This window comes from Plantactinospora mayteni, from assembly GCF_016862935.1.
Lineage (GTDB): Bacteria > Actinomycetota > Actinomycetes > Mycobacteriales > Micromonosporaceae > Plantactinospora > Plantactinospora mayteni.
Window position 1 is genome coordinate 57,902 of sequence record NZ_BONX01000057.1, and the last position, 19,481, is coordinate 77,382.

General features: G+C 70.6%; 21 protein-coding genes. 11 read left to right on the forward strand and 10 right to left on the reverse strand.

Annotated elements, in window-relative coordinates; genetic code table 11:
- The first annotated feature begins 185 nt into the window (after window positions 1-185).
- Complete coding sequence (locus Pma05_RS36225; protein ID WP_203862047.1) at window positions 186-1,175, forward strand: LacI family DNA-binding transcriptional regulator; 990 nt, start codon at window positions 186-188, stop codon at window positions 1,173-1,175.
- A 335-nt stretch (window positions 1,176-1,510) separates the two neighbouring features.
- Here the strand turns inward: Pma05_RS36225 and Pma05_RS36230 are convergent, their stop codons facing one another.
- On the reverse strand, window positions 1,511-3,277 hold the full coding sequence (locus Pma05_RS36230) for a helix-turn-helix domain-containing protein (protein WP_203862048.1): 1,767 nt from the start codon (window positions 3,275-3,277) through the stop codon (window positions 1,511-1,513).
- A gap of 90 nt (window positions 3,278-3,367) precedes the next feature.
- On the opposite strand from Pma05_RS36230, the gene Pma05_RS36235 reads away from it, so the two are divergent.
- The 4 genes from Pma05_RS36235 to Pma05_RS36250 all read left to right on the forward strand — a co-directional run bounded on the left by Pma05_RS36235 (window position 3,368) and on the right by Pma05_RS36250 (window position 7,158).
- Window positions 3,368-3,847: a cupin domain-containing protein gene (locus tag Pma05_RS36235; protein WP_203862049.1), complete on the forward strand. Its 480-nt coding sequence runs from the start codon at window positions 3,368-3,370 to the stop codon at window positions 3,845-3,847.
- Window positions 3,840-5,027 carry an FAD binding domain-containing protein gene (locus Pma05_RS36240; RefSeq protein WP_203862050.1) on the forward strand — a complete coding sequence of 396 codons (1,188 nt, stop codon included), beginning with the start codon at window positions 3,840-3,842 and terminating at the stop codon, window positions 5,025-5,027. Before Pma05_RS36235 ends, Pma05_RS36240 begins: the two co-directional genes overlap by 8 nt.
- A 149-nt stretch (window positions 5,028-5,176) precedes the next feature.
- A complete protein-coding gene (locus Pma05_RS36245) occupies window positions 5,177-5,620 on the forward strand; it encodes an Rrf2 family transcriptional regulator (protein ID WP_275414806.1) in 444 nt (147 codons plus the stop codon).
- A gap of 92 nt (window positions 5,621-5,712) precedes the next feature.
- Window positions 5,713-7,158 carry an MFS transporter gene (locus tag Pma05_RS36250; protein WP_203862052.1) on the forward strand — a complete coding sequence of 482 codons (1,446 nt, stop codon included), beginning with the start codon at window positions 5,713-5,715 and terminating at the stop codon, window positions 7,156-7,158.
- 40 nt (window positions 7,159-7,198) lie between these two features.
- Here the strand turns inward: Pma05_RS36250 and Pma05_RS36255 are convergent, their stop codons facing one another.
- Window positions 7,199-8,185 carry a magnesium transporter CorA family protein gene (locus Pma05_RS36255; RefSeq protein ID WP_203862053.1) on the reverse strand — a complete coding sequence of 329 codons (987 nt, stop codon included), beginning with the start codon at window positions 8,183-8,185 and terminating at the stop codon, window positions 7,199-7,201.
- A gap of 155 nt (window positions 8,186-8,340) precedes the next feature.
- Window positions 8,341-8,652 carry an MDR/zinc-dependent alcohol dehydrogenase-like family protein gene (locus Pma05_RS36260; protein ID WP_239313852.1) on the reverse strand — a complete coding sequence of 104 codons (312 nt, stop codon included), beginning with the start codon at window positions 8,650-8,652 and terminating at the stop codon, window positions 8,341-8,343.
- 87 nt (window positions 8,653-8,739) lie between these two features.
- Here Pma05_RS36260 and Pma05_RS36265 point away from each other — a divergent pair, with 87 nt between their 5' ends.
- Together Pma05_RS36265 and Pma05_RS36270 are read left to right on the forward strand one after the other, a co-directional pair.
- Window positions 8,740-9,480 (forward strand): VOC family protein, encoded by a 741-nt coding sequence (locus tag Pma05_RS36265; RefSeq protein ID WP_203862054.1) that lies wholly within the window; start codon window positions 8,740-8,742, stop codon window positions 9,478-9,480.
- A gap of 121 nt (window positions 9,481-9,601) precedes the next feature.
- The gene (locus Pma05_RS36270) at window positions 9,602-10,450 is read left to right on the forward strand and encodes an alpha/beta fold hydrolase (RefSeq protein WP_203862055.1); all 849 of its coding nucleotides are present in this window, start codon (window positions 9,602-9,604) and stop codon (window positions 10,448-10,450) included.
- Here the strand turns inward: Pma05_RS36270 and Pma05_RS36275 are convergent.
- The 3 genes from Pma05_RS36275 to Pma05_RS36285 are packed head-to-tail and all read right to left on the reverse strand — an operon-like array spanning window position 10,437 to window position 11,646.
- Complete coding sequence (locus Pma05_RS36275) at window positions 10,437-10,607, reverse strand: hypothetical protein (protein ID WP_203862056.1); 171 nt, start codon at window positions 10,605-10,607, stop codon at window positions 10,437-10,439. The two genes, Pma05_RS36270 and Pma05_RS36275, sit on opposite strands and share 14 nt — an antisense overlap.
- Window positions 10,604-10,966, reverse strand: coding sequence for a transcriptional regulator (locus Pma05_RS36280; protein WP_203862057.1), 363 nt, complete (start codon window positions 10,964-10,966; stop codon window positions 10,604-10,606). The genes Pma05_RS36275 and Pma05_RS36280 overlap by 4 nt, the downstream gene beginning before the upstream one ends.
- Complete coding sequence (locus tag Pma05_RS36285) at window positions 10,963-11,646, reverse strand: hypothetical protein (RefSeq protein WP_203862058.1); 684 nt, start codon at window positions 11,644-11,646, stop codon at window positions 10,963-10,965. The genes Pma05_RS36280 and Pma05_RS36285 overlap by 4 nt, the downstream gene beginning before the upstream one ends.
- A 354-nt stretch (window positions 11,647-12,000) precedes the next feature.
- On the opposite strand from Pma05_RS36285, the gene Pma05_RS36290 reads away from it, so the two are divergent.
- The 4 genes from Pma05_RS36290 (at window position 12,001) to Pma05_RS36305 (ending at window position 16,189) form a co-directional block, all read left to right on the forward strand.
- A complete protein-coding gene (locus Pma05_RS36290; RefSeq protein WP_203862101.1) occupies window positions 12,001-12,903 on the forward strand; it encodes an alpha/beta hydrolase in 903 nt (300 codons plus the stop codon).
- Between the two features lie 311 nt (window positions 12,904-13,214).
- Window positions 13,215-13,676 (forward strand): DUF6220 domain-containing protein, encoded by a 462-nt coding sequence (locus tag Pma05_RS36295; protein WP_203862059.1) that lies wholly within the window; start codon window positions 13,215-13,217, stop codon window positions 13,674-13,676.
- Window positions 13,673-15,745: a multicopper oxidase family protein gene (locus Pma05_RS36300; RefSeq protein ID WP_203862060.1), complete on the forward strand. Its 2,073-nt coding sequence runs from the start codon at window positions 13,673-13,675 to the stop codon at window positions 15,743-15,745. Before Pma05_RS36295 ends, Pma05_RS36300 begins: the two co-directional genes overlap by 4 nt.
- A gap of 183 nt (window positions 15,746-15,928) precedes the next feature.
- On the forward strand, window positions 15,929-16,189 hold the full coding sequence (locus tag Pma05_RS36305; protein ID WP_307837006.1) for a sensor histidine kinase: 261 nt from the start codon (window positions 15,929-15,931) through the stop codon (window positions 16,187-16,189).
- Between the two features lie 81 nt (window positions 16,190-16,270).
- Here Pma05_RS36305 and Pma05_RS36310 read toward each other — a convergent pair whose 3' ends face one another.
- From Pma05_RS36310 to Pma05_RS36325, 4 genes are all read right to left on the reverse strand, one after another.
- On the reverse strand, window positions 16,271-16,750 hold the full coding sequence (locus Pma05_RS36310; protein ID WP_203862062.1) for a hypothetical protein: 480 nt from the start codon (window positions 16,748-16,750) through the stop codon (window positions 16,271-16,273).
- A 194-nt stretch (window positions 16,751-16,944) separates the two neighbouring features.
- Window positions 16,945-17,994: a right-handed parallel beta-helix repeat-containing protein gene (locus tag Pma05_RS36315; RefSeq protein ID WP_203862063.1), complete on the reverse strand. Its 1,050-nt coding sequence runs from the start codon at window positions 17,992-17,994 to the stop codon at window positions 16,945-16,947.
- Window positions 17,995-18,154: 160 nt separating this feature from the next.
- The gene (locus tag Pma05_RS36320; protein ID WP_203862064.1) at window positions 18,155-19,048 is read right to left on the reverse strand and encodes a hypothetical protein; all 894 of its coding nucleotides are present in this window, start codon (window positions 19,046-19,048) and stop codon (window positions 18,155-18,157) included.
- A gap of 2 nt (window positions 19,049-19,050) precedes the next feature.
- Window positions 19,051-19,422: a peptidase inhibitor family I36 protein gene (locus Pma05_RS36325; RefSeq protein WP_203862065.1), complete on the reverse strand. Its 372-nt coding sequence runs from the start codon at window positions 19,420-19,422 to the stop codon at window positions 19,051-19,053.
- Between the last annotated feature and the right edge of the window lie 59 nt (window positions 19,423-19,481).

The following is a 19,481-nucleotide window of genomic DNA, read 5'->3' on the forward strand; positions in this document are numbered from 1 at the left end:
GCGTTGACAGCGTCCCGACGGCCGCCTATCTTCGGCCTGCATAACTTATGCATTGCCGCCCACGATCGGGAGCGGCGCGGGGGATCGAGAAGAGAGTGGGACAGCTTGTGAGCGGAGATCCGGGCACGGCGGACGACCGTCCAGCACGACGGCGACGCGCGCGCCCGGCGGCATCCAGCACGACGGTGGCGCAGGCCGCCGGGGTCTCCCAGTCGACGGTGTCGCGCGCCCTCCGCGGCGACACCCGGGTACGCGCGGACACCCGGCGCCTGATCGAGGAGACCGCCGAGCGGCTGGGCTACCGCCCCGGGTGGGCGGTGCCGCCTTCGCCACCCCGCTCGCACACCGTCGGCGTCGTCGTCTCCGACCTGACCAACCCGTTCTTCCCGACGCTGCTCACGCCGGTGCACGACGAGTTGCAGATCATGGGCTACCGGGTCGTGTTGTTCGCCGAGCGCACCGACCTGCCCACCGGGCAGGAGGCCCTGGTCAACCTGCTCAACCGGTCGATCGACGGTGTCCTGGTCACCACGGCCACCCTCGACTCGCGGCTCGGCGAAGCCCTCGTCGGGCGGGACCTGCCGATGGTGCTGCTCAACCGGTACGTCGACGGGATGGACGTCGACCGCGTCACCGCGGACAACCACCGGGGTGGCCGTACGGCGGCACGCCATCTGCTGGATCTCGGCCACCGCGACATCGGCGTCATCCGTGGCCCGGCCAACACCTCGACCAGCCGGGACCGGCACGCCGGCATCGTCGACAGTCTCGCCGAGGCCGGCGTGGCACTCGACGAGCGGTTCGTCCGCGAGGGACCGTACTCGCACCAGTCCGGCTACCAGCACGCCCGGGAACTGCTCCGGCTGGCCACGCCGCCGACCGCCCTGGTCTGCGGCAACGACGTGATCGCCTTCGGCGCCATCGACGCCGCGAGGTCGCTCGGCCTGGACGTACCGGGCGACGTCTCGGTGCTCGGCTTCGACGACGTCCCGATGGCGTCCTGGGAGGTGTTCCAACTGACCACGGTCCGGCAGCCGCTCTCCGAGATGGCCCGGACCGCCGCCCGGCTGCTGGTCGAGCGGATCGAGCACGACGGCGAGATCGGTGCCGGACGCGAGCGGTTGTTCGCCACCAGCCTCGTGCAGCGGGCCACCACCCGGCGGGCGGCCCGCTGACACCCGGTGCCCACCGGGCCCGGCCGTGGCTGGTGACATGCCGACCTCCTCCTCGCCTGGGCGGTAGCGCTGGCACCGCCCACGCGCCACAGCCTCGTCGCGGCACGTGACGCGCCACCATGTGTGGCCACCCATAACTGACGCGACAGCGTGGTGGACGACACATCGGCAGGGATCCGCGGCCGGCGGCACCGGGGCCGGACGACCTGCACCTTCCGCGCCCTGACCACGCCGCTCTCGACCGGCCGCCCACCCCCGCTCCGACGTCGACCGGGGCATGTCCCGACGGTGAGGTACGGCAGCCGGTTGCCGGCGCGGCCGAGGGTCGCCGCCGCTCAGCCGCGCTCCGTACCGCCGTCCTGCCCAGGAGTCCCCAGCGCGTCGGCCACCTCGTCGGCGCTCAGCGCGACCTGGAGTTCGGCGAGCGACCGGACGTGCGTGGTGGAGACCCCGAGCAGTTGCTCGGCCTTGCGGATGCGCAGGCCGACCGTGTTGGGATGGACGAACAGCGCCGCCGCGGTGGCGGCGGTGTTGAGGTCGTGGGCGACGTACGCCCGCAGTGTCTGTTCGAGCGCGGTCCCGCGCGCGGCATCGTGGGCGCGGATCGGGGCGAGCGTATCGGCGGCGAAGCGGCGCAGCTCCGAGACGTCCTCGAGTTGCAGCAGCAGGCCGTGCACGCCCAGTGATCCGAAGCTCGCGACGGTGTCGGACTCCCCGCGCGACTGGGCGACCGTCGCCGCGCCCCGGGCCCGCCGGTACGCCGCCGGATAGTCGGCGAGCGCCGTGCAGAGCGCCGAGACCGCCACCCCGGAGTCCGCCCCGAGACCGATGCGCCGCAACTGGCGCTGGAGCTGATCGGCCCGGTCCACGGCGTCGGCCTGGCTCGTCACCGGCAACAGCAGTACCACGTCGTCCGCGATCGCGCCGACCAGGGCGCGCGGCTGTGCGGCGGCCACCAGCGACCTCGCGACCGAGAGGACCCGGGCCGACCCGGCACGCGGCGTGCCGCCGTGCACCACGATCAGGGCGTGCGGGTTCGTCAGGTCGAGACCGAGCCGTCCGGCCCGCTCGGCGGCGGTCACCAGTCCGGCCGGGTTACCGGTGAGCAGGTCCGTGACCACCTCGCCGGAGAGCCGCCACTCGACCTCCAGCGCGGTGCGGGCCCGCAGCACCTCGAGGGCGCAGACCGTGGCGGCGTGCTCGAGCGCGCGGACGTCGATGGCCGGCAGGGGCAGCACGGACCGGGGTACCCAGATCCGCGCGACCGTGTCCTGGCCCAGCAGGACCGGCGTCGAGTACGCCTCCGCGTCCTGGCTGGCGAGGGGATGCGCGCCCCGCCGCACCGTGGCCAGCTCGGCGCCGGACGGTTCCTCGGTCAGCACGACGGAGGTGTCGAGCACCTCGGCCAGTGCCGCCGCGACGCCGGTCACGCCGCCACCCCTGAGCGCGACCTGGGTGAACTGCTCGTGCACCGCCTCGGCACGACGCAGCAACTCGTGCTGCTCGGCCAGGGCGGTGTTGGCGGCCAGCAACTCGGCGATGGTCACGGCCTCGCGGTCGCGCAGCCTGGTCGTCTCGATCGCGACGCCGGCCTGTTCGGCGAGGAGCGAGAGCAGGTCCTGCTCGTCGGGGCCGAACTCGTGCGGAACCCGCTGGTAGCAGTTGAGCGTGCCGACCGGTACGCCCGACGAGGCGACCGGAACCGACATCATCGAGCGGTACCCCTGCTGGCGCGCCACCCCACCCCAGGGCAGGAAGGTCGCGTCGGCCAGGGTGTCCACCACCTGCACGGTCGTACCGGTGAGGAACGCCTTGCTGGAGGGGGCCAGCAGGTCGTCGTCCGGATCCAGCACGACCGGGTGGTCGGCGTTGACCTGCTGGATGTAGCTCGGCGACAGTCCGTAGGCGCCGGTGATCACGAGCGACCTTCGCTCCTCGTCGACGAGCAGGACGGCGCAGAAGTCGTAGCCGAGCAGCCGGGCGGCGGTCTCGGAGACGAGGTCGAGCACCTCGGGTAGCGAGACCGGACGGTTGAGCGCGGTGGCGATGGTCGCGATCGCCTCCAGCCAGGGGCGAAGCTGCCCGGCACCGGTCGGCTGCATCGTGTGACTGTGTCACGACACCTGACTGTGCGCCAGACCTGTGTAGCGACACATGTCCGAACCTGGCTGGCCCGGGCCACAGTAGGCGCCATGAGCGACCACGAGCTGTCCGACGCCGAACTGGCCGGGGCGTCCGGCGAGGTCGGCGTGCATGTCGTCCGCGCCGACGAGCTGTCCGACGACACACCCCAGACGTCCGGGCTGAGGCGGTTCGAGGCCGTCTCCGCCCGTCGCCTCGGGTCGGCGGACCTGTGGATGGGGCTCTCGGTGCTGCCCCCCGGCAGCCGGACCGGCGCGCACCACCACGGCCGGTCCGAGACGGCGCTCTACGTGCTCAGCGGAGTGGGCCGCTGGTGGGTCGGCGACACCCTCGACGAGGTACGGGAGGCGCACCCCGGCGATTTCGTCTACATCAAGCCGCACGTCGTGCACTGGGAGGAGAACGCCAGCGACACCGAGCCGGTACGGATGATCGTCGCGCGTACGACCCAGGACGCCATCGTGGTCAACCTCGAGCACCACCCGTACGGCCCCGCGCTCGGGGAGAGCGAGAGGTACGACCATGACTGAGGCACGCCGCGCGGTCGTCGTCGGCGGCTCGTTCGCCGGGCTCACCGCCGCCCTGCTGCTGCGCGAGCAGGGCTTCGACGTCGACGTCTTCGAGCGGACCCCGACGTACCTCGACGGCCGGGGTGGCGGGATCGTCCTGCAACCCGACACCGTCCGCTGGATCCGCGAACGGCCACACAACTTCGGCGTCGAGGACATCAGCATCGGCTCGTCGGTGACCCGCTATCTCGGGGTCGGGAACAAGGTCGTACACGAGGAACCCGCCAGCTGGCGGTTCAGCTCCTGGACGACGATCTACCGCGTGCTGCTGGACGACTTCGGCACCGACCACTACCACCTCGGCGACTACGCGGTCGGGGTCAGCCAGGACGGCGACGGCGTGGACGTCCGCTTCACCAGCGGCCGGACCGAGCGTGCCGAACTCGTGGTCTTCGCCGACGGGATCTCGTCGGTCGGGCGCCGTCGCCTTCAGCCTCGGGTCCGGCCGCGCTATTCCGGCTACGTCGGCTGGCGCGGGACGGTACCCGAGCGGGAGGTGTCCGTCGAGACGGCCAACCTCGTCCACGACGCGACGACGTACGCCGTCGTCGACGCCTCGCACATCTGCATGTACCCGATCCCCGCCGGTGACGGGAGCCTCTCCCGGGGAGACCGGCAGCTCAACTACGTCTGGTACCGCAACGTCGCCGAGGGACCGGAACTGGACGAGATGGTCACCGACCAGCGCGGATTCACCGCACCCGTCTCGGTGCACCCCGGGACGGTGCAGCAGCGGTACCTGGACCAGATGCGTTCCGAGGCGGTGGACCTGCTGCCCCCCGCGGCGGCCGAGTTGGTGACCCGGACCGCCGAGCCCTACCTCCAGATCGTCCTCGACATCGCGGTCCGCAACATGGCCTTTGGGCGGGTGGCCCTGATCGGCGACGCCGCGTTCGCCGCGCGTCCGCACGCGGCGGCCGGTACCGCCAAGGCGGCGGCCGACGCCTGGGCGCTCGCGGAGGCACTCTCCGCCGAGCCCGACGTTCCGCGTGCGCTGGCCGCCTGGGAGCCGGCCCGGCTGGCGTTGGGCAACGAACTCCTCGGTCGAGTTGCCGAGATGGGCGCACGGTCGCAGTTCACCAACACCTGGGACCCGGCCGACCCCGCGCTGCACTTCGGCCTCTACGGCCCCGACCGGTGAGCCTGGCGTGCCGGCGACACCCGACCCCGAGCGGGCCGCTCGTCGCCGTCCGGCCAGGAGGCTGAGGTGTCGGATTGACGAACGATCGAACTGCAACTAGATTAGTTGCGGTTCGACGGGTGGCGTCACGGTGGCCAAAAGGGGGCGCGGTGGGTCTCAGCAGCAGGAGTGCGGTGGCGATTCACGCGCTCACGATGTTGGCGCGCTGGGACCGCTCGCTGACCTCCGCGGAGATCGCGGAGAGTCTGGCGAGCAATCCGGTTCTCGTCCGGCGGATCCTCGGCAGCCTGCGGGACGCCGGCCTGGTGTCGTCCACCGAGGGGCGCGGGGGCGGCTGGTCCCTGGCCCGCGGAGCACGCGAGATCACGCTCTACGACGCGTACACCGCTGTCGAGGCGGGGCCGATCCTCTCCCGGCACGCCCATCCGCCCAGTGACGCGTGCGAGGTCGGGCGCCACATGCAGAACCTGCTCGAGACGGAGTTCCGGGACGCGGAACAGGTCATGCAGGAGCGGCTGGGCCGGACGACCATCGCCCACCTGGTGCAACAGGTACTCGCCGCCGAGCGTGGAGCGGCGCCGGCGAATCACTGACCGAGCAGTGGCGGAGGCAGGTCCTCCGCCATTTTCTTACCCAAACTGTAACTACAACAGTGGCAGTAAGTGCCACGCGAAGGGTACGCCGAATGACCTCCGCATCAACCAACACCGAACGGACCGGCTCCGGACCGGCCCTGTTGGCAGTTCTCCTGCCGGCGATGCTCGTCACGGTGGTCGCCAGCGACATGGTCAACCTCATGCTCCCGTCGATCGGAGCGGAGTTCGGGGCTTCCGAGGCGGAGCTCGCGTGGGTCGTCACCGGCTTCCTGCTGATGTTCTCGGTCGGCATCCCCATCTACGGCCGCATCTCGGACCGGGTGAGCCTGCGTCGTCTCTTCAGTCTCGGCCTGCTCAGCTACGCCGCCGGGAGCCTCGTCTGCGCGCTCGCCCCGGATCTCCTCGTGCTCGTACTCGGGAGGATCGTGATGGGGGCGGGGGCGGCGGCGATACCCGTACTCTCGATCATTGCCGTCACCAGGTTGATGCCGGCGGAGAAGCGAGGGATGGGGATCGGCGTCCTCTCCGCGGCCACGGGTGTCGGCACCGCCGCCGGGCCGGCCATCGGTGGCGGAATCGGCCAACTCCTCGGCTGGCCCGCGCTGTTCTGGCTCATGCTCGTGGTCACGTTGTTGCAGCTCCCGGCAGCGCTGCGCGTGCTACCGGGAGAATCGCCGGAGGGGGCGCGTCGGTTCGACCTTCCCGGCGGCATCCTGCTGGGCCTCGGCGCCGGGCTGGTGCTGTACGGCATCACCCAGGCACAGGTCGCCGGCTTCACCGCACCCTCGTCCTGGGCCAGCCTCGTGGTGGCGGTCGTGGCGATCGCGCTCTTCGGATGGCGCACCATGCACGTCGCACAGCCGTTCGTCCCGCCCGCGCTCTTCACCAACCAGGTCTACCGGGCCACGGTCACCATCGCCTTCCTGGCCATGACCGTCAACCTCGGCGGCCTGGTACTCGTTCCCCTGCTGGTGGTCGACGTCAACGGGCTCGACCCGGGAGCGGGCGCCCTGGTCATGATCCCGGCCGGGGTTGCCGTCGCCGTCCTCTCGCCGCTGATCGGCCGCCTCGCCGACCGCATCGGTACCCGATCTCTGGTGCTGGCCGGCCTCGCGGCCATCGGACTCTTCGCCCTGTTCCTCTCGACCTTCGCGGGAGGCAGGTCGGTGATTCCCGCCGCGGCCGGGATTCTCGGGCTCAGTATCGGCTTCATCTTCGTGATCACCCCGATCATCAGTACCGCGGCCAGTGCGTTGCCGGCCGACCAGGTCGGAGTCGGCCTCGGGATCCTCCAAGGAGCCCAGTTCCTCGGCGCCGGCGCCGGCCCGGCCCTGTTGGGCGTACTGGTGACCGCGAGGCAGCAGAGCGGCAGCGCCGTCAACCCCCTACACACCGGCCACGAAGGCGCCGCCTTCTCCGACGCCTTCCTGGCCATGGCCGTGGTGATCGTCCTCGCGTTGGTCGTCGCGTTCCGGATGCGTCCCGCAGTGGCCGCCGCAGCCACACCCTCCGCCAGCGCGGACAGCCTGCACTGAGCCGTGTTCGGTTACCCGGGCCTGGCCGTGCGCCCAAGCGTCACAGCCACCCCTTGCGGCGGAAGACCACGAACAACGCGGCGGCGAAGCCGACGGTCAGGACTGTGGAGATGACGAATCCGGTGGTGTGGTGCCAGGGAAATCCGACGTTCTGGCCGAAGTAGCCGGCGACCGCCGTCGGTACGGCGATGACCGCGGCCCAGCTCGTGACCTGCTTGACGATCACGTTCAGTTGGTTGCTCTGCATCATCATGTTGGTGTCGAGAATGCTGACCAGAAGATCGCGTTGGGTGTCGGTCCATTCGACCACTCGTAGCGCGTGGTCGTAGACAGTCTGGTAGTAGGGAACCATTTCCTGGGGAACCACGTGCATCGTCGGCCGCATCACGGAGTTGACGACCTCTCGCATGGGCAGCGCGACCTCCCGCAGCCGCACCATGTGCCGCCGGGCATGGAAGATCCTCCTCTGGAGCGGGACCCGGCTCCCTTCGTTGAACAGGTCGTCTTCCAGCCGTTGGAGTGCGGCGTCCAGCTCTCGTACGGAGGTGTACTGGTTGTCGATGATCATGTCCAGCAGGACGTAGAACAGGAATGCCACGCCGTGTACGGCCAACTCGCGGTCTTCGTCCCACCGAAGGCGCAGTTCGTCCAGGTCGAAGTCGTCGTGGTGCACGGTGATCAGCAGCCTGGGCGTGACGAACGCCGACAGCCAGGCGCTGGCGAATCCGCCGTCGTTGTGCAGCCGTACCAGATAGGTGGAGAGGAGAAGATGGCTGTCGTATCGGCTCAACTTGGCGCGTCGGGCATCGTGCGTCATGTCCTCGACGGCCAGGGAATGGAGGTGGAAAGTCCGCGTCAGCCAGTGCAGATCCTCCTCGGAAGGTCGGTGCAGGTCCAGCCAGCCGACCGCACGGTCGTCGGTCGACAACCGCCCGGCCATCTCCCGCACCGGAAAGCCCTCGTCGACCAGTACACCGTCACGGTATAGGCGACTGCTGTTCATAATCGAAACTGACGCGGTACTCATGGCACGAGGCTGACTAAAGGCCGCGGCCGGGTCAACGACAAGCCGCCGACACGCCGTTCCCATGAAACTCTTTCAACTGAACCGCGTAGCGCTCAGGCAATGCTTCGGCCGGTGGTTCGCTCTCATGCAGCGACCGCCCGCTGGTCAGGTCGACGTCACGGCCGCAGCAGGACCTTGATGGCGCGGCGCTCGTCCATCGCCCGGTACCCCTCGGCGGCTTGGTCGATCGGCAGCTCCAGGTCGAACACCTTGCCGGGATCAATCTGACGCCGCCAGATGAGTTCGACGAGTTCGGGCAGGAACCGGCGCACCGGCGCCGGTCCGCCATGCAGGTGGACGTGGGTCATGAAGATGTCCTCGCCGCGCAGCACGACGTCGTGCAGGACACCGACGAAGCCCACGTGCCCGCCGGGCCGGGCCGCGTTGATCGACTGCGTCATCGCCTCCGGGGTCCCCACTGCCTCCACGACCGAATGCGCACCGAGACCGTCCGGCGTCGAAGAGCCGTTCGGCGGTGGTGGCGGGACGCCGACCGATTCGGCAGGATCGGGTGCATGACCTCCGAGCCGCACCGCCGGGCGATCGGCACCCTCAAGACCGTGGTGCTGGACGTCCCGGACCTCGACCGGCTGGCCACCTTCTACGAGCGGTTCGCGGGCTGGCACCGCGCCCCCGGCACCGAGGACGACTGGGTCACCCTGCACACCGACGACGGCTGGCGAATCGGACTGCAACAGGCCACCGACCACGTGCCGCCACGCTGGCCGGGCCAGGATCGGCCGCAGCAGGCCCACCTCGATTTCCGGGTACCGGACATCGACGCGGCGGCCGAGCGGGCCCAACACCTCGGGGCCACCCTGCTGCGCCGCAACGAGCGGTGGCACACGCTGGCCGATCCGGCCGGTCACCCGTTCGACGTGTGTGCCAACCCGGACGATCCGGCGGTCACCCTGATGGGCGTCATGCTGGACTGCCCCGACGCCAAGGCGTTGAGCCACTTCTACGCGGAGCTGCTCGGCAAGCCGGTGACGTACGAGGCGGACGGGATCGCCATGATCGGCGAGGACGGCGCCCAGCCGGTGATGTTCCAGCAGGTGGAGCGCTACACCGCACCACGCTGGCCGGATCCGGCGTACCCGCAGCAGGTCCACCTCGACGTGACGGTCCAGGACGTGGACGCGGCCGAGCGGGCCGCCCTGGACATCGGCGCCACCCGACTTCCGGGTGAGGGCGTGAACTGGCGGGTGTACGCCGATCCCGCCGGCAAGCCCTTCTGCCTGCTCTGGACGGCCTAGCTGGTGCCCGGGCGGCGACGGTAGGAGGTGATCTCCGCCAAGGTGGCCGCCCACAGGGGGCTGGCTCGGCGAATTGCGGGACCGCGCTCACCGGGCACGTTTTCGCTGCTACGGTCGGCTGGTGACCGCGAGTCTGCTGCCGGTAGTGCGCGGCGGGCATCGGCTGTACGCCGAGGTGAGGCCGGGCACCGGGGTGCCCATCGTGTTGATGCACGGCTTCCCCGACAACCTCCACCTGTACGACCGGCTGCTGCCGCACCTGGACGGGGAGCGGCCGGTGGTGCGGTTCGACTTCCTCGGCTGGGGTCGCTCCGACAAGCCGGCGGGCTACCCGTACACGGCCGACAACCAGATGCTCGACCTGGCCGCGGTACTGGACGCGGTGTCGCACCACCTGGGCCAGAATCGGGTGGTCCTCGTGGCGCACGACGCATCCGGACCACCCGCCATCGACTGGGCGTTACGCAATCCCGACCGGGTCGCGGCGCTGGTGTTGCTCAACACGTATTACCAATGGCTGCCCGGCATGCGCCGTCCACCGGTCATCGCGCTCTTCTCCACACCGGGAGTGAACGCCCTCGCCCGGGTCCTGGCCCGCCGTCGCCCCGCAGTCCAAGGGCGCCTGTACGCCTGGCAGGTCGGCGCGTTCATCAGCGATCCCACGGTACGCCGGGAACTGGTCCCACGGCTGGCCCAGGACTTCCCGCCGGCCCAGCCCGCGTTCTTCCGCCTCAACGAGGACCTGCTCGGCACGCTGCTGCGCAGGCGCGGGCGGGTCGCGGAGATGCGCCGGTTCACTCCACCCGTCCGGGTGGTCTTCGGCGCGCGGGACCGGTATCTCAACGCCCGGGTGGCACGGCGGTTCGCGGACCTGTTCCCCAACACGGAACTGCACCTGCTGCCCGCCGCGCGACACTATGTGCAGGTGGACGAGCCGGAACACGTCGGTCATCTGATCAGCACCGCGTGAGTCCATAGAGGACAAACGAGCAGCGGCTCGTGAGCCGGGCCGGGCCGGGCGCACCCGGGGCCGGGGCCGCCCACCCGCGGCCGGCGCCGAGCGGTACGGCGACCCCGGTGGCGAGCGCGGCGGCGAGCAGGTGGCGGCGGGTCAGTGCGGTGGTCACCGGCCCTCCAGGGTGTCGGTGGTCTCGACGCGGGCGATGAGCAGCTTGAGTCGCGCGATCTCGTCGGCGAGGGCGGTGTCGCCGGCAGCGGTGAGGGTGATCCAGGTACGGCCGCGCTTTCCGGCGTAGCCCTTCTCGACCTCGATCAGCCCGGCCGCCTCCAGCACGCTCAGGTGCTTGGAGAGGTTTCCGGCAGTCAGGTCCAGTTGGGTGCGCAGGTAGCCGAACTCCGCCCGGCGCGCCTCGTGCGCGATGGTGAGGATGCCCAGCCGTACCCGCTGGTGCACCACCTCGTCCAGCCCGGTGACCGGGTGGCTGGCCGCCTCCTGCGGGTCCGGGGCCCCGGTCTCGGCGGTCACCGGCGCCGCCGGCCGGCCAGCGCGAAGCCGATCGCGCCCAGCAGCAGCACGGTGCCGTTGATGATCTGCTGCGGCAGGAACACCGTGCCGTCCTGGCCCTGCCAGTGCCAGCCGAAGTCGATCGGTACCAGCGCCACCGTCAGGTAGCCGAGGGTGAACACCAGCAGCGCGACGTTGCGCTCCAGTCGGGCCAGTACCAGCAGCGCCACCCCGATCGTGCCCCACGGCGCGACCAGCCGGTCCAGCACCAACACCCAGTACGGGAGCGGCGCCGTCTGTGGGTGGCTCGGGAAGTACAGCCGCGCCGCCACCCACGCGGCGGTGAAGAGGACGGTCAGCGCGACACCGGTGAGCGCGTACGGCAGCACCCGGGCGCCCAGCCCTCGTGCCCGGGCGACCCGCACGTAGCAGGCGGCGATCGCCGCGTACGCCAGCAGCAACGCCGGGGGCCAGTAGTACAGCACGCCTTGCCGCGAGAACTGGCACCCGGCGTCGTCGCCCACGCAGCGCAGGACGAGGAAGTACCAGTCGAACGGGATCCCCACGAACGTCACCGTGGCCAGCACCAGCAGCGCGAACCAGGTCACCCGCTGGTCCACCCGCACCCGGCGGGCGAGGCCGCGCACCTCCGACAGCAGCCGGCGGGGATCGCCGCCGGCGGGTACCGAATCAGTGGTCATGCCAATAGGTTTCCACAGCAAACCAATTTCCGCTAGTACGAGTTCTCGATCTTCGCCGCTCGCCGACGACGGGATTACCGGCCGCATACCCTCGACCGCATCGTCACCGGCCGCCGGGGAGCCGCGAGCCGGCGTTCCTGGCGTTGACCAGCGGAGCGGAACATTTCTCCAATACACCCGGCGATGCGCCGGCGATGCTGGCTGTCATGCCCGCGGAGCGCGCGGTGGCCCCGGCCGCTTGACGGACGTTAGGAGACAGCCAATGGCAGAGCACATGCCCGGGTTCGGGACGACATGAAGGACAGGGCTCCCCTGGGCATCCGTATCCTCCGGGACACCCGGGACTGGGAGGCGATGACCGACGACGAGGTGATCGCCGCGCGAGAGAAGGTCAACCGCGCGGGATCGTCCCGGGCCGCACGGATCGTCACCGGCCTGCCGGACCGGCACGCGCGCATCGAGGAAGCCGCGATCGACCTTCCCGGCCGCCGCCTGATGCTGCGGGTCCACCGCCCGAGGAACGCGGCTCGAAAGCTGCCACTGATCGTCTCGTTCCACGGTGGAGGGTTCATCGCGGGGACCGCCGCGCAGAACGACTGGCTCAACAGCCGCCTCGCGGCCCGTTGTCCGGCCGTGGTCGTGTCGGTGGAATATCGCCTCGCCCCGCGACACCCACTGCCGCAGCCGATCGAGGACGGCCACGACACGCTCGTCCGGCTTGTCGACGACGCCGCCGGCTGGGGCATCGACCCTGCCGCCGTCGCGGTCCTGGGTGAGAGCGCCGGCGGCACGATCGCCGCACTCATCGCGTTGAATACCCGAAAGGACGGCCCGCCGCTACGCGCCCAGGTACTGAACTACCCGGCCACGGACTGGACCGAGACCATGGCCGACTACCCCTCGATCAGGGAGAAGGCCGACAACCCCACGCTCTCCCTGTCCCGGCTGCGCGCGAGCCGCAAGCTGAGCCTGCCACCGACCCTCGACCCGCGCAGCGTGTCCCCGGTGAAGTTCGAGAACCTCGCCGGGCTGCCACCGGCACTGGTCGTCACCGCCGCGCTGGACCCGATGGCCGACCACGGACGCCGGTACGTCGAACGGCTCCGCGAGGACGGCACCGACGCCCGCCTGACCTGCTATCCGAGGGCCACCCACAGCTTCCTCAGCACCCCCGGCCTGGTACCGGCCGCCCGCCCCGCGCGCCGCGAGATCCTCGCCTTCCTCCGCGACCACCTGCACCCGGCTCTGCGACGGTAACCCTGCGTCGGCTGTTGGGCGGCCTGGGAACACCCGCACCGACAGCCGCGCCCGGAGTGGCCGACCCGCATCCCGTACCCGCCCCGACTGTGAATGTATCGGATCCCGGGATCGGGCTTGCTCCCGTCGCTGACGCGGAACCGGCCCTGTCCCGCTGAGGCGGGCACCTGCCGCCAGCAACCGCTGGGTAGCCGCCGCCCGCATGACGGCGAGCGCGGTCGGCGACGGACCGTCGTCCACGGGGCGACGGCGCCCGAATCAGACGGCGCCCGAATCACCTGACCTGAACATCCAACCTGAGGAGCATTACCTTGCGAAGAGTATTCGCCGGCCTTGCGACCCTGCTGGTGCTGGTCATCGTCGTACAGTTCTTCCTCGCCGCGAGCGCCGCGTTCGACACGGCGCCCAAGGACGAGTCCTTCCAACCGCACCGTTCGCTGGGGTACGTGATCTTCCTCTTCGCGGTCGTGTTGACGATCGTCGCCGCGCTGGCCCGGATGCCCGGCCGGCTCATCGGGATGACTGGTCTGGTTGCCGGGCTGACCGTCGGCCAGGTCGTGATCCGGGAACTCGCCAAGGCGTTCGACGGCACGGGCGACACCAGCACCACGGCTGGCCAGGTCGTCTTCGGTCTGCACGCGGTCAACGCTCTGATCATCCTGGCCGTGGCCGGGACCGTCGCCTGGCGGTCGCGAGCGCTGCCGGGGTCTGCGGTGACCGGTCGACCGGCCGGCGCCGCGCGGGTGTCCGGACCGGCTCAACCCACGTCATGACGACGGGTCAGCTGATCATCGTGGACCATGTGGTCGCGCTGTTGGGCGTTGCCGCGTGGTCCGCGACCGGCGCCACCGCGGGCGCCCGGCGCGCCCGGCTCGCGCTCGGCCTCCTTGCCGCTTCGGTGCTGGTGACTCTCGCCCGGGTGGTCACGGTGGCGATGCTGGCCGGTCGAGGCTGGTGGTTCGTGCAGGAGAAGGTGCTGTTCGGCCTGCCGATGCTGGGAGCCGCCGGGTTGGCCGCCGTCCTGATCGCCGGCCCGCGGCTACTCGCGGCGAGGCGCGCGCCGGGAGCCGGGAGCGCCGCTGGCCCGGCGCCGGGCAACGGGGTACCGGCAAGTTGCGTGGTCCTGCTGCTCACCGCCGGATACGCGGCCCTGGCCGGACTCGTGGTGACCTTCCTGGTCGGTTACCCCCTGACCTGGAGCACCGCATTGATCGCCAGTTCCCTCGTCGGGGCGGCCACACTGCTGACCGCGCGCGTCGTGGCGGCGCCGGTCGACCCCACCGGCGGCGCCGACATCGCGCCCACCCCGTCGACGCAGGGAAGGCCCGGGCTTTCGCGCCGCCGGTTCATCAGCTTCGCGGGGGGTGGAGCAGTCGCGGCCAGTACCGGCACCACCGGCCTCGGGCTGTTGCTCATACCGGCCGAATCCGCCGCGACCGGCGGCGGTACCGGGCGCTCGTCCAGTTCCACCGGCGTGTCAGTGGCCGACCTGCGGGGGGCCGACGTACCGGCACCGGGCGGCACCAGGCGGCAGTACGTACTCACCGCGCAGACCACCACCGTCCGGCTCCCGTCCGGACGTGAGATCCACGCATGGACCTACAACGGGCAGGTACCCGGTCCGCCGATCACCGCCACCGAGGGTGATCTGATCGAGGTGACCCTGCGCAACACCGACATCGACGACGGCGTGACCGTGCACTGGCACGGCTACGACGTGGCGTGCGGTGAGGACGGCGTACCGGGCGTGACCCAGGACGTGGTGGCACCCGGCGAGGAGTTCGTGTACCGATTCCGCGCCGAACAGGTGGGGACCTACTGGTACCACACCCATCAGGCGTCGCACCGTGCCGTGCGCCGAGGGCTGTACGGGACCCTGGTCGTAACACCACGCGGAGAACAGATCGACGAAGCCGGTGCTTCCGTCGAGCAGGTGGATCTGACCCTGCCCGTGCACACCTTCGACGGCACTGTCGTGATCGCGGACCAGGACGGGCGCACCGACCACACCGCTCCGGCCGGTACGCCCGTGCGGTTGCGGCTGATCAACACCGACTCGGGTCCACACCGGTTCGCGCTCGCCGGAACGCCCTTCCGGGTGGCGGCCGTCGACGGCCGGGATCTCCACCAACCCGGCGAGGTCAGCGACACCGGACTGCGCCTACCCGCAGGCGGACGGCACGACCTGGTCTTCGTCATGCCGGACACTCCGGTGGCGCTCGTCCTCGACAACGATCACGCCGGTGGCCTCCGGCTGCGTCCGGACGACCGCGCCGGTACCGTCGGCGCGGACACGGCCGTCGAGGACACCTCCGGCTGGCCGGTGCTCGACCTGCTGCGATATGGCACGCCGGCCGCCGTGCCGTTCGATGCCCGCAGCCGTGCCGACCGGCACTTCACCATGGTTCTGGACCGTGGTGTGGCCATGGTCGACGGCCGGCCGACGTACGCGCAGACGGTCAACGGCCGTGGTCACCCGTCGATCCCGGATCAGCTCGTGGCCGAGGGCGATCTCGTCCGGTTCACCGTGCTCAACCGGAGCCTGGAAACCCATCCCTGGCATCTGCACGGCCATCCGGTGCTGATCCTGGCCAGGAACGGTACGCCGTCGTCCGGCAGTCCGTTGTGGGTGGACACCTTCGATGTCAGTCCAGGAGAGGTGTGGGAGGTCGCGTTCAGGGCGACGAATCCCGGCATCTGGATGAACCATTGCCACAACCTGCCGCACGCGGATCAGGGGATGATGCTGCGGCTCTGCTACGACGGTTTCACCACGCCATTCCACGGCTCGCACACCGCCCGCGAGGCCGGTACGGCCAGGAGTCGACGTCATCGCCACTGACCTTGCCGAGGCGAGCACGCGGTCCGCACCAGCACCGGACGCCGACCCTGCGACGGGACAGCGCATGGTACGGCTGCTGCGCCCTATCTCTGGAGCTTCGCCGCCGCGGGGGTCGATCGGCAACCTGCTCGACAACGCAATCCGCTACAACCTGGACGGCGGGCGGGTCGATGTCGAGACGCGCTGCGTGGAACGCGGGCGGTAGTGGCCATCAGCAACACAGGTCCGGTGGTGCCGGAGGACGCTGTCGACCGAATCCTGCGGCCCTTCCAGCGCCTCGCCCCGCCCCGGACGCAGAGCGGGAGTAGCGGGCTGGGGCTGGCGATCGTGCGTACCATCGCCGACAGTCACCGGGCGGACCTGCGAGTGCTCCCGCACCCGGGCGGCGGTCTTACCGTCACGGTCAGCTTCGCCGCCGACCTGACAGCTCTCGTCGACGAATAGGGCCGCCCGGGTGGCGGCGGTGGCCACCGCCGCCACCCGGGTTCAGCGGCAGATCGCAGACGACGGCTGCCGGACCAGGGGCTAGCCGCAGTACCTCCACTCGGTGGTGGTCGTGCCGTAGATGCCTCCGCCGTAGATCGCCCCGATGGATCCCGTCCACCTGATGCACGTGCCGGCGGCGTAACCGCTGGCCGCCGCGTAGTGGGCGTAGTTCCCTTCGTCCCTGACGGTGCTCATGCCCCGACGCTCCAGGACGGCCTCCGTGTAGCTGGCGACGCCGTCTGCCCGGCCGACCCTGAGGGTGACCACACAGTTCTCCTGATAGCTGCCGTTCCACAACACATAGACCTCGCCCAGCGGCATGTTGTTCCGGTCATCCCACAGGTCCACCCTGGTGAGCACCGTGTAGGCGCCGTTCGGCCAACCGCACCCCTGCGCCGAAACGACGGCTTGGCCCAGGGTGTGGGCCGAGGCGGGCGAGGCCACGAACGCGATCGAGGCGAGCGCAAGGCCAAGGGTCAAACCGATACGCGCGAGCACGCGCCGGTACGTCCGAGACATACAAGATCCTCTCTGGTACAGCTACGTCCACTCCGGCAGGAACCGTCCCCCGCACGCAGCGCCGCTCGGATGCCGGAGCCGCCCTGGGTAGCGAAGGTCGCCGTGTGGACGTGGGCCGAATCCCCCGCCGGCTTGAATCCAGTATGCCCGCGGCAGATGGACGTCGTTCTTGACGGGGTCGGCCCACGGCTGTCCTACCAGGGCTTGCTGGTCACGTAGACGTTGTTCCCGCCGAAGCGGACCGGATCGCTGGCGCAGCCGTAGAGATTGGCGTTGGTCGCCGCGTCGTGCCCCCAGAGGCGGACCCGGACCGGGTTGATGCTGCCCTGCGCGTCCTCGTTCCACCTGTCGTTGTTGTACGAGGTGGTGCCGACCTGGTTCCGGTCGAACAAGCCGTTCGTGCTGCATCCCTCGCTGTCGAACCGCCAGTCGCTGAAGATCGCGTACGCGCCGGTCCGCCAGAACTTGTTGAGGTCGACGGTGGTGTTGTCCGCCCGGTTGCGGGTCCGCACCGGGTCGCCCGAGATCAGCTCGAACCGGTTGTTGTAGATCACCGTGTCGCGCGCGTAGTTGGCGACGTAGACCCCGTGCATCGCGGCGGGACTCTCGGTGTTCTCCAGGTTCTGGAAGAGGTTGTCCTCGACGTTGAGCCCGGTCGTGTACGTGGCGTGCACCGCGCCGTACCCGTTGCCGGGTCCACTCTGGAACTTGCCGCCGAGCCGCCGGAACGTGTTGCCGGTGACGGTCAACCCGTCGAGCCGGTTCGCCGAGGTACCCGCGGCACGGATTCCGCCGTTGCGGCAGTTCTGGAAGACGTAGTTGGAGACGGTGACGTTGTCGGCGGTGACCGTCATCCCGTACTCGGTGTTGGCGTTGCCGTCGTCGAAGGTGCCGCAGTCGACGGTCACCGCCGCCACGCCGATCGTGCCGAGGGTGAGCCGGCCACCCGGTGGCGACCAGGTCACCCGGATGGTCGACGCCGACCGGTAGGTGCCGGCGGGCAGGAGCACCTTCGCGTTCTTCACGTTCCGGGCACGCAGGACGTCCTGCGCCTCCTCGATCGAGGCCACGGCGGTGCCGGGTGTCCGGCCGGTACGGCGCTCCGGGGCTCCGGCGTCGGCGGCAGCGGCGGGGTTCACGTACACGGTCGCCTGGTCGACGGGCGCGGCTGTCGCGGGCAGTGCCGGCAGCACGGGCAGTACGCCCGCGAGTGCGACGCACGCCGCGAGGGAGATTCTGCGCATGTCCAACTCCTTCGGAATCGCTTTCGGTCGCCGACCCGACGAGTCGGGATGGCATCGCGGGTAGTCCGCGCCGGGGTACGGGCTGGATCCGCGTGATCAGGGGCGCGGGTACAACGCACCCGGCCGACGGAACGCCGGAGTTTGCCCCTGGTCACGCGAATCATGGCGGCGGAACGGAGGTCAGGGCGGCTTGCTTGAGGTGTCGGAGGCGGGTCAGGTCCTGTTGTAGGGGGGCGGTGAGCAGATCGCGCTCGGCGGCGGCCTGTGCCTGTTCCGTCACCGCGCGCAGCCGAGCGCGCTCCTGGCAGGTGGCGTCCGCGCCGGCGCCGGCCAGTTCGGCGCGCGCCACCTCGCGCATCGCCGCGTCGTCGGTGGCCTGCCGCGCCCGCTGCGCGAACTGCTCGCGCAACTCGGCGGGCGTCGCCGCCTGGTAACCCGACTCGGCGACGCACGCCGACCAGGACACCACCGCGGCGCTCACCGCCGGATCCTGCCCGGTCCGCTCGATCGCCCGGTTGCTGAGCGACTGGAACGTGTAATAGAGCGCGTCCCAGTCGGCGCCGAAGACCGCCGTACGCGCCGCCGCCACGCAGCCGTCGCTGGCCACCGCCACCTGCTCGCCTCCGGGCAACGACAGGGTGACCTGGGCGTTCTGGCTGCCGACGAGGGCACGGTCGTACGCCGGATCGGGGCGCGGGGTGCCCGTCGCCACCGGCCGCTGGCGGTGCCGTACCGCCGCCGGCACGATGCCGTAGCCGTGAGTGGCGGCGGTACGGGTGTCGAGCAGCGCGTACGGGTTGTCGGGCTCCGGCTCCGCCGACCCACCGCGTACGGGTTGGTAGTCGAAGCCGCGCTCGCGCATGCAGGCCGCGGTCCGGTCCTCGAGCGCGTCCTGGAGCACGCGGTCCTCCTCGGCGGTGAAGTACACCGCGCTGGCGAACGGATACAACCGGGCCGGGCGGACCCGGTCGGCCGAGGGTTCTCCCCCACAGCCGACCAGGCCCGCCGAGACGAGTGCCGCCGCCGCGAGCGCGGAGAAGGCGCGTCGCATCACGGTCAGCAGCCGTACCAGCGGTTGCTGTAGGCGTGATGCCAGATGCTCGAACCGCTCAGCGTCGTCCAGCCGGTGCCGCGGGCGAGCGGGTAGCGGACGCCGCTGTAGCCGGTGCCGGAGTAGACGTAGACGTTGCAGCTCGTGCCGTTGTTGTAGATCGATTCCGCGCCCCGCCACTTGGCGAAGCCGGACAGATCTCTGTTGTCGCCGTACACCGGGCCGGGCGCGCCGGCCCAGTTCGTCGAGGTGTAGGCGCAGGTCGCCCCCGAGGGACAGGGGTCTGCGCTGGCCGGTGCGGCGGCGATGCCGACCAGCGCGGTGGTCAGCATGGCTGTGGCGCCGAACGCCGCCAGGATCCGTTTCGGTGAACGCATCGCGGGTCTCCGTTCCGTGGCAGGGAAACTGTCGCCAGCAGACTGCCGACGGGCGCTGT